This window comes from Nocardia lijiangensis NBRC 108240 (genome assembly GCF_001613045.1).
Lineage (GTDB): Bacteria > Actinomycetota > Actinomycetes > Mycobacteriales > Mycobacteriaceae > Nocardia > Nocardia lijiangensis.
Window position 1 is genome coordinate 1 of record NZ_BDBP01000060.1, and the last position, 13,881, is coordinate 13,881.

Sequence of the window (13,881 nt, forward strand, 5' to 3'; positions counted from 1 at the left end):
CCCCCTGTCAGGATTGAACTGACGACCTTTCGCTTACACAAACGACAGAGCCTCCACCACTGAGCTCAGCCGCGAAGCGGATGCAGAAAGGCGCCCGGCCCCAAGAACCGAGCGCCCTTCCACCAACGAGCCCCCTGTCAGGATTGAACTGACGACCTTTCGCTTACAAGGCGAGTGCTCTACCACTGAGCTAAGGAGGCGAGAAGCGGTGCCAATCATAGCCGGGCCTGCCCGCCGCGTGACACCGGCTTTACGGTGCCACGCGGTGGCGGCTCAGCGAGATTTCCCGGCGCAGTATCGAATACCGCGGTTCAGGACTGGGCGCCCTGCCGGGCCGCGTCGTCGGCGGCCATCGCGTCGCGCAGACTCTTCGGACGCATATCGGTCCAGTTCTTCTCGACGTACTCGACGCAGGCAGCGCGGCTGTCCTCACCGAACACGACTCGCCATCCGGCCGGAACCTCGGCGAAGGCGGGCCACAGGGAATGCTGTTCCTCGTCGTTGACCAGGACAAAGAAGCGGCCGTCTTCGTCATCGAAGGGGTTGGTGCTCAATTTCACCTCACTGGATACTGGCGCTATGTACGGGATCGACTCCAGGGCCTGTCCGTTGCGTGACCGTGTGAATCACGAGCCGTGCACCGGACAGACTCCCCGAGCGTTGTGTCGACCCTAGCAAGGGAGACGTTACGCGTAGGTGGTTACCTCAGGCAGCAAAGAATTCCAGGAGGATCTTGTTGACCGCCTCCGGCCGCTCGAGGTAGCCGAAGTGCCCGGCGTCGGGGATCTCCTGGTAGCGGGCTCCGGGGATGGCCTCCGCCACCTCCCTGGTGAGGTATGGGGGGATCATCCGGTCATCGGCGAATCCGACGGCCAAGCAGGGCACTGAGATCCCGCGGTAGGCCTGCACGCGGTCGAAATCGTGGTCCATCTTGCGCTGGGCCCGGATGCCGGGGGTGACCGGACCGCCGGTGAATTCGAACAGGTCGAGCCAGTCGCGGGCGGCGTTGGTCTGGGCCATGGTGGCGGGCGACAGGTTCATCACCGCGGTCACCGCGGCCTCGTATTTCGGCGGCAGCTTGACACCGCTCGCGTCCAGGTCGTGCTCGCCGAGCGAGAGCGTCTTCTGGAACTGGTCGAGCCGCCCGTGCCCGGCCATGAACACGGCCTTGCGCACCAGATCGGGCCTGGCCAGCGCGAGTTCCTGGGCGACGCGCGCGCCCATCGAGGTGCCGACCACCAGCGCGGGACCCTCGCCGAGTAGCTCGATGAGCCCGGCGGTGTCGGCGACCAATTCGTCGACCGTCATGCCGGAGGCCGCCTCGAACGAGGGCGCGATGCCGCGGTTGTCGAAGGTGCAGACCCGGTACCCGGCGCCGACCAGCGCGGGCACCTGGTGCAGCTCCCAGACCCGGCCGGGGCTTCCGGTGCCCATGATCATCACCACGAGCGGCCCGCCGCCCTTGACGTCGGTGCCCTTCGCCCGGTCGCCCTTGACCTGATAGTTGAGGGAGATACCGTTCACCGTCGCCAGCGGCATTGTCGACCCTTTCGTGGAGTTGATGCTGCGCCACCACGGTATAGGCACTCGGGTTAGGGTGCAGCAGGCACTCGGGGAAAGCGGGATACTGGTGCGGCGGCGCCGATTCCATACCGCGAAGCGGCTCCGAGGCCTTGGGGGCGCCACTGTCGCTTACCATTGACTATTCGCACGCACGAGCGTATTGAGCCGGGAGGACGAGAATATGGCCGCGAAGGGTAGCGCGAACGACATCGCGGACGACGAGCTGGAACCACTCGCCGACGAGACCGCACGTCAGGCGCAGCGGGTCGTCGCGGCCTACGCCGAGGACGCCGACGAATGCCGGATGCTGCTTGCGATGCTCGGCATCGGCCCGAGCGGCCGCACCGAGTAAACGCCCGGCCACTCACTCGACGACAACGGCGCCGTCGACTCGACAGACAAACTCCAACGCCGAATCAGCGACGCGTGATCAGGCGAGAGCGACGGGCCCCGGCGACACCAGCCCGCGTAACCGCACAGGAGACCGCGAGCGCCGCCAACCAAATAAGGATGCGTGAGTGGACCAGATGACCGAACAGCCGTTCGACGACCAGCACGCCAAGTCCGAACTACCCGAACCCGGCCCCTCGGAGCCCGGCGCCCTGCGTGCCGGATCGATCGCTCCGGAGGGCGCGGGTTCGGGTTTCGTCGTCGTGGCCAATCGTCTGCCTGTCGATCTGGAGAAACTGCCCGACGGCAGCACCCGCTGGAAGCGCAGCCCCGGCGGCCTGGTCACCGCGTTGGAGCCGGTGTTGCGCAACAACAAGGGCGCGTGGGTCGGCTGGGCGGGCGTGCCCGACGTCGAGGTCGAGCCGATCATCGAAGACGGCCTCGAGCTGCATCCGGTGCCGCTGTCGGCGCAGGAGGTCACCGACTACTACGAGGGCTTCTCGAACGGGACGCTGTGGCCGCTGTACCACGACGTGATCGTCCGGCCGATCTACGACCGGAACTGGTGGGCCGCCTACGTCAACGTGAACCGCCGGTTCGCCGAGGAGACCGCGAAGGTGGCCGCCGAGGGCGCGACCGTGTGGGTGCAGGACTACCAGCTCCAGCTGGTGCCCAAGATGTTGCGCATGCTGCGGCCCGACCTGACCATCGGCTTCTTCCTGCACATCCCGTTCCCGCCGGTCGAGCTGTTCATGCAGATGCCGTGGCGGACCGAGATCATCGAAGGTCTGCTCGGCGCCGATCTGATCGGTTTCCACCTGCCCGGCGGCGCGCAGAACTTCCTGTACCTGGCGCGGCGACTGGCCGGGCAGCCGACCTCGCGCGGCGCCATCGGCGTGCGTTCCAAGCTCGGCGTGGTGCAGGTGGGTTTCCGCAGCGTGCGGGTCGGCGCGTTCCCGATCTCGATCGCCTCGGCCGCGCTGGACGAGCACTCGCGGCGGCGCTCGATCCGTGAGCGTGCCGCCAAGATCCGCGCCGAGCTGGGCAACCCGAAGAACATCCTGCTCGGTGTCGACCGGCTCGACTACACCAAGGGCATCGACATCCGGCTCAACGCGCTGGAAGAGCTGCTGATCGACGGCCGCGTCGACCCGTCCGAGACCGTCATGGTGCAGCTGGCCACCCCGAGCCGCGAGCGCGTCGAGAGCTACATCCAGATGCGCGGCGACATCGAGCGCCAGGTGGGCCGGATCAACGGCGAGTTCGCCAGGGTCGGCTACCCGGTGGTGCACTACCTGCACCGCCCCATTCCGCGCGACGAGCTGATCGCCTTCTTCGTCGCCGCCGACGTCATGCTGGTGACCCCGCTGCGCGACGGCATGAACCTGGTGGCCAAGGAGTACGTCGCCTGTCACAGCGGCCTCAACGGCGCCCTGGTGCTCAGCGAGTTCACCGGCGCGGCCGCAGAGCTGCGCCAGTCCTACCTGTGCAACCCACACGACCTGGACAGCGTGAAGGACGCCATCGTCTCCGCCGTCGAAGACAACCGCGACACCAAACGCCGCCGCATGCGCTCCCTGCGCCGCCAGGTCCTCGCCCACGACGTAGACCGCTGGGCCCGCGCCTTCCTCGACGCCCTCGCCCAGGACCAGGTGGCGGGTAGTGCGCTGTTGACCGACGAGGACGTCTACCCGGAGTCGGACAACCCCAGCCGCTGAGCGCGTCACCAGGTCGGCCGGCAGCCGGGCGCGCATCCAGGCCACGCCCTGCCCACCGACGAAGACGTCTACCCGGAGTCCGAGCACCCCACCCGCTGATACAACCGCGATTACCCCTCAGGCCGGCGAACCCGAGGACAAACGCACCATCCACGCCCTCCCAACCACCCCCAGGCGAGTCTTACGAGCCCGTTCGCGGCCCGTCTCGCGTCCGAGCGGTCGCGACGCATGCGCCGAAGGCGCGAGACGCGACCGCTCGGACGCGAGACACCAGGGGGCCGCGAACACGCGCGCGCCAGCGCGCCAACCAACACAGCAAGTTCCCAGGAAAGGTCCAGCGTTCTCGCAGATGCGAGGCGCACCATGAAGCTATGACTGGTGCGCCCACGGAGCAGTCCCCCGAGGCCAGGGTGCTGGTGGTGGACGACGAGCCGATGATCCTGGAGTTGCTCTCGGTGAGCCTGCGCTACCAGGGCTTCGAGGTGGAGACCGCGAGCGATGGCGCGCAGGCGCTGGACCGGGCCCGCAGCTTCCGGCCGCAGGCCTTGATCGTCGACGTGATGATGCCGGGCATCGATGGCTTCGGCCTGCTGCCGAGGCTGCGCGCCGACGGCATCGACGCGCCCGTGCTTTTCCTGACCGCCCGCGACGACGTGCAGGACAAGGTGGCGGGGCTGACCTTGGGCGCCGACGACTACATCACCAAGCCGTTCAGCTTGGAGGAGGTGGTGGCCCGGCTGCGGGTGGTGCTGCGCCGCGCCGGGCCCTGCGAATCCGCGAAGGAGAGTTCGCGGATCCGCTTCGAGGACATCGAACTCGACGACGACACCCACGAGGTGTGGAAGGCGGGCGAGCCGGTCACCCTGTCCCCCACCGAGTTCACCCTGCTGCGGTATTTCATGGTCAACGCGGGCACCGTGCTGAGCAAGCCGCGCATCTTGGATCACGTGTGGCGCTACGACTTCGGCGGCGAGGTCGGCGTGGTGGAGACCTACGTGTCGTATCTGCGCAAGAAGGTGGACACCGGCGAGCAGCGGCTGATCCACACCTTGCGCGGCGTCGGCTACGTGATGCGAGCGCCGCAACGTGGCCGCCCGCCGGGCCAGTGAGCGTGGGTTCGGTGCGTGCAGAGGCCGATCGGAAAGCGCCAGCCGCCAAGCGGACTCGTCCCTCGGCACAGCGGCGCGCCGCCCGCGAACCAGGCAGGGCGCGCCGGGCGCGGGAGGCGCTCGCGCGGTGGCTCGGCGCGATTCCGCTGCGGGTGACGCTGGTGGTGGCCCTGGTGGCGCTGGCCGGTCTCGGCTTGCTGGCTTCCGGCATGGCGGTCACGTCGTCGCTGGAGGTGTCCCTGCTGAACCGCACCGATCAGCAGTTGCACGATGCGGCGATGACCCGCACAAGGACGACGCGCCCGCCGCTGCCGCCGCCGAATCCGCCGCTGGATCAGCGCACCGCGCCGAGCCCGTTCTACATCGTCACCGAGAACAAGAGCGGCTCGGGCTCTTTCGTGTTGAAGCCGTTCAATGTCGACGCCACGCCCGATTTGCCGAATCCGCCGTCTCTCCAGCCGGTGACGGTGGGTTCGGTCGGTGATTCCGACGTCCAATGGCGCGTGCTGACCGTGCACCACCAGGAAACGATCACCACGATCGCGTTGCCCCTCACTCACAATCAGCAGACCGTCCAGCGGCTGGTGATGCTCCAGCTGGTGATCGGCCTCGTCGTTCTCGCCGTGCTGGCGCTTGCCGCCTATTTCGTGATCCGGAGCAGCCTGCGCCCGCTGCGCCGGGTGGAGAACATCGCGGCGGCCATCGCCAGGGGTGATCTGCATCGCCGAGTTCCGGTGCGTGGCACCAATACCGAGGTGGACCGGCTGTCCCAATCGCTGAACGGCATGCTGGCGCAGATCCAATCCGCGTTCGCCACGACCGAGGCCTCGGAGGCGGCGGCGAAGCGCTCCGAGGCGAAAATGCGCCGCTTCATCGCCGACGCGAGCCACGAATTGCGCACCCCGATCACCACCATTCGCGGTTTCGCCGAGCTGTACCGGCAGGGCGCCGTCACCGATCCCGGGATGTACATGGACCGGATCGAACGCGAGGCGCAGCGGATGGGTCTGCTGGTGGAGGATCTGCTGATGCTGGCCAGGTTGGACGCGCAGCGCCCGCTGGAGAGCGGCACGGTGGATCTGCTCGCGGTCGCCAGCGACGCGGTGCACAACGCGCGCGCGGGTGCCGCGGCCGCCGATCCGGACGGTCCGCGCCGCCCGATCGCCCTCGAAGTATGTTCCGGTTCCGGGACTTTGGAAATCACCGGCGACGAGGCCAGACTGCGCCAGGTACTGGCGAATCTGCTGAACAACGCGCTTACGCACACCCCGCCGGACGCCTCGGTGACGGTTCGCCTCACGCCCGCCGACGACGAGGTGCTGCTCGAGGTGGCCGACACCGGTCCGGGTCTGCCGCCCGAGGAGGCCGAGCGGATCTTCGAACGCTTCTACCGCACCGACAGCTCACGCGCCCGCACCAGCGGCGGCTCCGGGCTGGGCCTGTCCATCGTGCAGGCCTTGGTCACTGCCCACCACGGCGCCGTCGAAGTCACGAGCACCCCGGGTGCTGGCACAGCGTTCACTGTCCGTCTGCCCCGCGAAAACCCATGACCCCACGTATACGGTCGCCCATACGGAATCAGTGCGTTTCAGCGTTCGGGACCGGGATACGCGGTGGTGTCCAGCGAGTCGCGGATCGCCGCCCCACGCCTGCCATCCACACCAACGGTCGATCCGGCAGCAGTCCCGCCAGCAGGACGGTGATTCCGGAGCGGGCACCCGTTGCCGGAGTGGGCATTCCGTAACGCGAAAGCAAACTCACGTGCCGCGCGCGGCTACGGCGCGCCGCGGTGTAGGCCGTCAAGCCGGGAGCCGAGGCAGCCAGGGTTACGGCGTCCTCCAGGGCTATCGATGTGCCCTGCCCAAGGGAAGGGAGCATCGCGTGCGCGGCGTCTCCCAGCAGCGCCACACGCCCGCGGACCAGGGAACGAGGCACCGGGAGGTCTATCACCTCGTTGCGCACGACCTGGCTTGCCGCCGAGATCAGGCCGGGCACCGGGTCGGTCCAGTCGGCAAAATGACTCAAGTCGCCGATGCCGGGACGGCCGGCGGCATACACCATTGTGCGACCGCCGGTCATGGGGAAGATTCCCACGTCGCCGCCCGGACCCCACACGAATCCGGCGAAATCCGGGGATGGGCCGTCGACGATCCAACGCCATACCGTGATCCCCGTGTGGCGCAGGGCGATATCGGGCCACATTTGTTGTCGCACGACACTGTGGACTCCATCGGCCGCGACTACCAAGTCGAATGTTGCGGTTGCGGAATCGGTGACCACAACACCAGCCTCGTGCACTGCTCGCACCTGTTGGCCCGATCGAATACACTCCGCGGGCAGCGCATCCGCCAGCAGAGCGATGAGCTCAGCTCGCGACAGCAGAATCATTCCCGCGTACCCCGTTGCATCACTCAGCCGGGAACGTAGCAGAGTGCGCCCCCGCGCTGTGCGCACTTCTGAAATCCGATCGGGCACCATGTGCTCGCGGATCCGGTCCCCAAGCCCGAGCGCGCCAAGGGCGGTAATTCCGTTGACGGGCAGAATGATTGCGGAGCCCACCTCGGCGAACTCCGGTGCCTGCTCGAACACCGTGACATCCCAGCCCGCCTGTCGCAATGCGATTGCCGCCGCCAGCCCGCCGACCCCGCCCCCAACAATCCCGGCCCGCCTGCTGAGTCGGGTCATCTTCCCTCCCAATCCGGTATGAATGCCAAATAGTCGATACAGCGCATGTCGATTCAGAGCCCACTGCCCCTGGTAAGCCATTGTTCGAGAACCTGCGCGGTCAGTTCGGCGTCCGCGCCGACCAGTGAGCCGTGATCGGTGTCCACGACCTCGACGATCTGTGCTGTCGACCAGACTTCGACCGGAAATGCGTTGAGGCTATTGGTAATCGACGACGGCTTCGTACATTTGACGTAGAGAGTTTCACAGGCGACGGGCGGAAAGGTGAGCTGAGCCATCAGGCCGCTCCACTTGGCAATCGCAGTGAGCCGGGCTGCGGTGAATCCAGCGAGGTCAGGGATTACCTCGTCCATTTCCACGAGATGGCCGACCAATCCTTCCGAGATACTTGCGTTCGCCTCGGGCGATATGAAGGCGTCGAGCACAACCAGACCTTTCAACTGCGTGTTGCCGCGCTCGAGCAGCCGACCTGCGACGGCGTGCGCGAGATTTCCCCCCGCCGATAGTCCACCGATGACGAATTCGTCGTCACCGACCGTCTCCATGACCGCCTCGACGAGACCTTCCAATGCGGCATCGAGCGTTTCCGGCAGCGGCTCGTCCGGGTTGTAGCCGGACAAGGGAATAGCCGAGACGCGGCGGTGGCTACCGAGGTACGCGGCGATCGACAGGTACTGCACGTACCCACCGAGAAACGCCGGGGTGTTGATGAGTACGACGTGCGGCATGGCGGTTCCAGCCGAATTGAAGGGGACACCTCCGTTGATACCGACACTGCTCGGTAGGGCCGCATCGGCAACATCGGTTCGCGTGAACGTCGGACGGAGCTCCGCAGCCGCCCGCAGAAACTCGAACCCCGCCACTGCGTTCTTGGAAGCCAAAGCTCGGCGGAAGATACCTACGATCGTTTCCGACGGATCGGCCGCGGCCGTCACTGCCGGCACCAACTGTGGGCGAACTTCGTTCTGCTCGGCGGCATCCTCGGTCTCGGGTTGGCTGGCCAGTCGTTCGCAGATGTGATCGGACAGCGCTGCCGGTGTCGGATAGTCGAAGACCAGTGTGGCGGGAAATGCGATGCCGGTGGTCTTGTTGAGACGGTTCCGGACTTCAACAGCTGTGAGTGAATCGAAGCCGAGCTCTTTGAAGGTGAGATCCAGGTTGATACTGTCCGGATTTCCGTGACCGAGAGTTGCCGAGATATGGGCGCGAACGGCTGCAGATACGAGATCGCGCCTTTCTGTCTCGGGCACTCCGACCAGCTCTTTTGCCAGCGAGTGCACGGTGGTCCGCCTGCTGGATCGGGATCGGTTCGGGCGCGCGATGAGATTCCGGAATACGGGAGGCGGGTCCTGGTGGGGACCGCTCAGGTGGCTGGTATCCCATGTGGACGCGGCGACGCAGGGCAGGCCCTGCTCGAGCGCGGCGTCGAAGAGCGCCAAGCCCACGTCGGTGCCGAGGATGCCGATACCGAGCCGTGCCATGCGTGTGGCGTGGGTACGTGTACTGAGAACGTGCTCGGTCATCGAGGTGGAGTCCTCCCACAGTCCCCACGCGATGGACGTGGCGGGAAGGCCCAGGGTATGACGGTACGCGGCGAGTCCATCCAGGAAAGCGTTTGCCGCCGCGTAGTTGGCTTGCCCGGGTGATCCGATGATCCCCGCGACGGAGGAGTAGAGGATGAACAGCGCCAGATCGTGATCGCGGGTGAGTTCGTGCAGGTGCCACGCCGCATCGGCTTTGGGTGCCAATACGCTGGTGAGTTGAGCCGGACTCATGTTCTCGATGACGCTGTCGTCGAGAACGGCGGCTGCGTGAATGACACCGGTCAGCGGCTTGTCTTCGGGAATGCCTGCCAGTAGCGCAGCAAGGGCCGCGCGATCGGAGACGTCGCAGGCGACGACCTCGACGTCGGCGTCCAGCTCGGCGAGTCGACGGCAGAGATCCTGTGCCGCAGGGTTATCCGGTCCCGACCGACTGGCCAGCAGCAGCGATCCCACCCCGTGCCTGCGGACGAGGTGTTCGGCAAGCGTGGCGCCCAGTCCACTCGTCCCACCGGTAACCAGGATTGTGCCGCGCGCCGCGGCAGTGATCGACGGCGTTTCACCGGTCCGCGCCGGCTCGTATTGTGTCGCGGCGAGCCGCGGTACGTGCAGCACGCCCTCGCGGATGGCCAGCTGTGGTTCATCGCCGGCGATCGCGGTGGCTGCGATGTTGCGGACGGCGACGAAGTCTTCGACGTCGCCGTGCACTCCCTTGTCCATCGAATCGGTGTCGACGATGAGGATGCGCCCGGGGTTCTCCGATTGCGCCGACCGGACCAAGCCCCACACGGCAGCCGCGGCCGGAGTGACGATCTCGCCCGCCGATATCGCCACGGCGTTGCGTGTCAGTACCAGCAGTCTGCTGGATTCGAAGCGTTGTTGTTGCGACCAGGACCGCAACGCGGCAAGCGCGTGCTGGACCATACTGTGGGTGTGCGAGATCATCGACTCGCCCCCGTCCCCGCGACAATCGAGAACGACGACCTGTGCCGCTTCGGCATCCGATGACCCGGGCATGTCGACCCAGGCACCGAGTTCGATTGTCGGCAGCGATGCCGGGTTGGGGATCATCGGCCAGTCGATGACGTGCAGCCGTCCATGCAAGGCCGACGGCCGAAGCTGGTCGAGCCGGATCGGGCGGCTCGTCAGCGACTCGACCGTCATTACCGGAACTCCGACCCTGTCGAACACATGCACCGTGACGGAGTTGGACCCGGCGGGCGTGATTCGCGCCCGCACTTGTTCGGCACCGTACTGGTGCAGCGCGACGTTCTGCCAGGCAAACGGGAGCACCAGTGCTCCGTCATCCACCGCTGTCAGTCCGGCACCAGCTATCGATGCCTGCAGCAGCGTATCCAGCAACGCCGGGTGGAGTCCGTACTCGCTGGCTCGGGACGACGAGCACGGAAGCGCCGCTTCGGCAATCAACTCGTCGCCGTGCCGCCACAGCGAGGTGAGTCCTTGGAAGATCGGGCCATGACCGTATCCGTGGGAGCGGAGCACATCGAAGAGTTCATCGACATCCACCGCGACGGAACCCTGCGGTGGCCAAGCATCCGCAAATGCCGATTGGGCGTCGCTCCTTGCGCCAACGTGCGGGGACAGCTGTCCCTTGGCATGGATCTGCCATTGCGGTTGCGCAGCGAATTCGCTTGTGCGCGAGTAGAACGCGATATCACGTTCGCCCTGCTCGTCAGCCTCCGAAAGCAGGATATGGAGTGGAATCGCGCCCTCCTGCGACAGCACCAACGGTGCGAGCAAAGTGAGTTCTCGGACTATCGGGCACTGGACTTCATTGCCGATCCGGATCGCCAACTCGACGAAACCGGTGCCGGGGAACAGGATCGAGCCACCCACCACGTGGTCGGCCAGCCAAGGCTGAGTCTGCACCGATATCGCGGCAGTAGCCGTCAGTGCGCCGGACTGGGGGGCCGGCAGCAACGTTGCGAGCAATGGGTGGTCCACTGTGTCCAGGCCCATGGATCGCGGGTCGGATTCGCGAGTGGGCGTGGCCCAGTACCGCTGGTGCTGAAAGGCATAGGTCGGCAGTGGGATACGGCGGGGATCATGACCGGCGAGCAGTGTGGCCCAGTCGATGGACAGTCCGGCCAGGTCGAGTCTCGCCGCGGCCGTCAGCAGTGACATGATGCCGTCTTCCCCGCGGCGTAGCGACCCGACGACGGTGGCGGCCTGTTCGCCGCAGACGCTTTCTTCGACGCTGAAGGTAAGCAACGGGTGTGGACTGATCTCCAAGAAGACGATGTGGCCGTCATCGAGGAGCGCCCGGACACACTCCTCGAATCGAACCGTGCCACGTAAATTTCGGTACCAGTAGTCCGCATCGAGCCCTGCGGTGTCCAGCAGCGCGCCGGTGACAGTGGAATAGAAGGGGATACCGGCCGAGGTGGGTTCGATCCCGGCAAGTGCGGCAATCAGTTGTCCCCGAAGTGATTCGACATGTCGGCTGTGCGAGGCGTAGTCGACAGCGATGATGCTCGCCCGGACACCGTCAGCATCACACCGACCGACGAAATCATCGATCGCGGTGCCATCGCCCGCGATGATGATCGAGCGTGGCCCGTTGACGGCGGCGACTTCGAGCGTATCGCCGTAGGACTCCAGCCGTTCGGCCACCTCGCTCAGCGACAAGGCCACCGCAGCCATGCCGCCGCGTCCGGCAAGCTCGTCGTGCACCAGTCGGCTGCGGGTAATGGCGATCAGTGCGGCGTCCTGCAAGGTGATGGCCCCTGCCAGGTAGGCCGCGGCGACTTCACCCTGAGAGTGGCCTACGACGGCGTCGGGCACGACCCCCAGAGAACGCCACCAGGCGGCGAGGCCGACCATGACCGCGAAGAGGGTGGGTTGCACGATGTCGACGCGGTGCAGCCACGAAGGCGCGACCTCGTTGTCGTCCATCCCACTGCGCAACACCTCCAACAGTGACCAGTCGACGTGCGGGGCGAAGACTCGCGCACATTCGGTGATCGCGTCAACGAAGGCCGGGGAGGTCTCCAACAGGTCGCGAGCCATCCCGAGCCACTGTCCGCCCTGGCCCGGGAATACGAAGACGGTCTTGCCGGGCCGTGCCACCTCACCGGCGACGACGCCGGCCGCCGGCGTGCTGTCCACCACAGCGCGAAGGCCCGCGCAGAGCTGTTCCCCGTCGGCGCCGACGACGATGGCGCGGTGCGGGTAGCGGGCCCGGTTCAGCAGCGACCAGCTGACGTCGATCGGACGCAGGTCCGGCCTTGCGTGCATGTGTGCCAGCAAGCGCGAAGCCTGCGCGGTCAATGCTTGCCGGGTATGTGCTGAAATCAGCAATGCCGCCGGATAACCGGCGCCGCTGTCGGATTCGGTCGCGTCCTCGGCCGGTGGCGCCTGTTCGAGGATGACATGCGCGTTGGTTCCGCTGATGCCGAAGCCGGATACCGCGGCACGACGGGGACCGCCGGTGGCGGGCCATGGGATGTTCTCAGTGAGGAGTTCGATGCGGCCATTACCCCAGGCCACGTGGGAGGAAGGGGTACCAATCCGCAGGCTCTTGGGCAGTGTCCCGTGCCGCATCGACTGAATCATCTTGATAATCCCCGCCATTCCCGCGGCGGCCGCAGTGTGACCCAAGTTCGACTTCACCGTGCCGAGCCGCAGCGGGGCCGTGTCGGGCCTACGGAGGCCGTAGGTGGCCAGCAACGCGTTGGCCTCGATCGGGTCGCCGAGCCGGGTTCCGGTACCGTGCGCCTCGACGACGTCGATGTCGTCGACGGTCAGCCCGGCGTTCGAAAGTGCCCGGCGAATGACACGCTGCTGAGCGGGTCCGTTGGGAGAGGACAGACCATTGGATGCACCGTCCTGGTTGACCGCGCTACCGCAAACGAGGGCATGGATGTGACGCCGGTTGCGAACGGCGTCCGAAAGTCGTTCCAGCACCAGGACTCCGGCGCCCTCACCGAAAACGGTGCCGTCAGCGTCGTCCGAGAAAGGCTTGCAGCGACCGTCGGGGGCGAGCGCACGTTGCCGGGCGAACTCGATGTACAGTTCGGGGCTGCTCATCACGGTGGCGCCGGTCGCGAGGGCGAGGTCACATTCGCCGGCACGCAGCGCTGTTGCCGCCTGGTGTACCGCGACCAGCGACGACGAGCAGGCGGTGTCGATCGACAACGCGGGTCCTTGCAGGCCGAACACATACGCGATCCGGCCGGAGATGACACTGACCGAGTTGCCGGTGAGGCGGTAGCCCTCCGTATCCTGGTTGTCGGATCCGTAATGCTGTGCGAAAGCACCGGCAAAGACTCCGGTGTCGCTACCGCGCAACGACACTGGATCGATCCCGGCATCCTCGAGGGCCTCCCAGGTCACCTCGAGCAACAGTCGCTGCTGGGGATCCATAGCGAACGCTTCGCGCGGGCTGATCCCGAAGAATTCGGCGTCGAAACCGATCGCGTCGAGAAATCCGCCCTGCAGAACGTAACTCTTGCCCGGCGTGTCCGGGTCGGGATCGTAGAGCGAATCGACGTTCCACCCTCGGTCGGTCGGGAAGCCGGCAATTGCGTCGCCGCCAGCGGCCACGAATTCCCACAGGTCGTCGGGACCGGCTATGCCACCGGGGAATCGACAGCCCGTCCCTACGATCGCGATCGGCTCCGACGCCCGGTCCAGCTTCTCCTGAGCCGCAACCAACTTCGCCGTCACGAATCTGAGGTCCGCGAGCAGACTGTGGTCAGTCAATGTTTCCCTCCCTAGTTGAATGTGTACGCCTCGAGGCGATCAGATAGGTTCGCGCTTGAGTCGTTCGATGAAGCTACGAAGCTCTTCTTCGGATGCGGACTGCGCGAATCCGGAGCTCGCAACTCGATCCAGGTCGTTTCGCCCGTTCTC

8 protein-coding genes and 1 tRNA gene are annotated in these 13,881 nt (G+C 66.3%); 4 read left to right on the forward strand and 5 right to left on the reverse strand.

Going from position 1 to position 13,881, the window contains the following annotated elements:
- Positions 1 to 128: 128 nt before the first annotated feature.
- The 3 genes from NL1_RS22105 to NL1_RS22115 form a co-directional block, all read right to left on the reverse strand.
- Positions 129 to 200: transfer RNA gene (locus NL1_RS22105), tRNA-Thr, on the reverse strand.
- A 111-nt stretch (positions 201 to 311) separates the two neighbouring features.
- Positions 312 to 554 (reverse strand): MbtH family protein, encoded by a 243-nt coding sequence (locus NL1_RS22110; protein ID WP_011207082.1) that lies wholly within the window; start codon positions 552 to 554, stop codon positions 312 to 314.
- A 151-nt stretch (positions 555 to 705) separates the two neighbouring features.
- Positions 706 to 1,539, reverse strand: a complete 834-nt coding sequence (locus NL1_RS22115; RefSeq protein WP_067842470.1) for an alpha/beta fold hydrolase — start codon at positions 1,537 to 1,539, stop codon at positions 706 to 708.
- 205 nt (positions 1,540 to 1,744) lie between these two features.
- On the opposite strand from NL1_RS22115, the gene NL1_RS38620 reads away from it, so the two are divergent.
- The 4 genes from NL1_RS38620 (at position 1,745) to NL1_RS22130 (ending at position 6,330) form a co-directional block, all read left to right on the forward strand.
- Entirely contained in the window at positions 1,745 to 1,915 is a 171-nt protein-coding gene (locus NL1_RS38620) for a hypothetical protein (RefSeq protein ID WP_169813597.1), read from the forward strand.
- 250 nt (positions 1,916 to 2,165) lie between these two features.
- Positions 2,166 to 3,671: an alpha,alpha-trehalose-phosphate synthase (UDP-forming) gene (locus tag NL1_RS22120; protein ID WP_067842583.1), complete on the forward strand. Its 1,506-nt coding sequence runs from the start codon at positions 2,166 to 2,168 to the stop codon at positions 3,669 to 3,671.
- A gap of 371 nt (positions 3,672 to 4,042) precedes the next feature.
- Positions 4,043 to 4,780, forward strand: a complete 738-nt coding sequence (locus NL1_RS22125; protein ID WP_067842473.1) for a response regulator transcription factor — start codon at positions 4,043 to 4,045, stop codon at positions 4,778 to 4,780.
- 140 nt (positions 4,781 to 4,920) lie between these two features.
- Positions 4,921 to 6,330, forward strand: coding sequence for a sensor histidine kinase (locus NL1_RS22130; protein ID WP_067842587.1), 1,410 nt, complete (start codon positions 4,921 to 4,923; stop codon positions 6,328 to 6,330).
- A gap of 28 nt (positions 6,331 to 6,358) precedes the next feature.
- Here NL1_RS22130 and NL1_RS22135 read toward each other — a convergent pair whose 3' ends face one another.
- The gene (locus NL1_RS22135) at positions 6,359 to 7,465 is read right to left on the reverse strand and encodes an FAD-dependent monooxygenase (protein ID WP_067842476.1); all 1,107 of its coding nucleotides are present in this window, start codon (positions 7,463 to 7,465) and stop codon (positions 6,359 to 6,361) included.
- A gap of 53 nt (positions 7,466 to 7,518) precedes the next feature.
- Complete coding sequence (locus NL1_RS22140; protein WP_067842478.1) at positions 7,519 to 13,731, reverse strand: type I polyketide synthase; 6,213 nt, start codon at positions 13,729 to 13,731, stop codon at positions 7,519 to 7,521.
- Between the last annotated feature and the right edge of the window lie 150 nt (positions 13,732 to 13,881).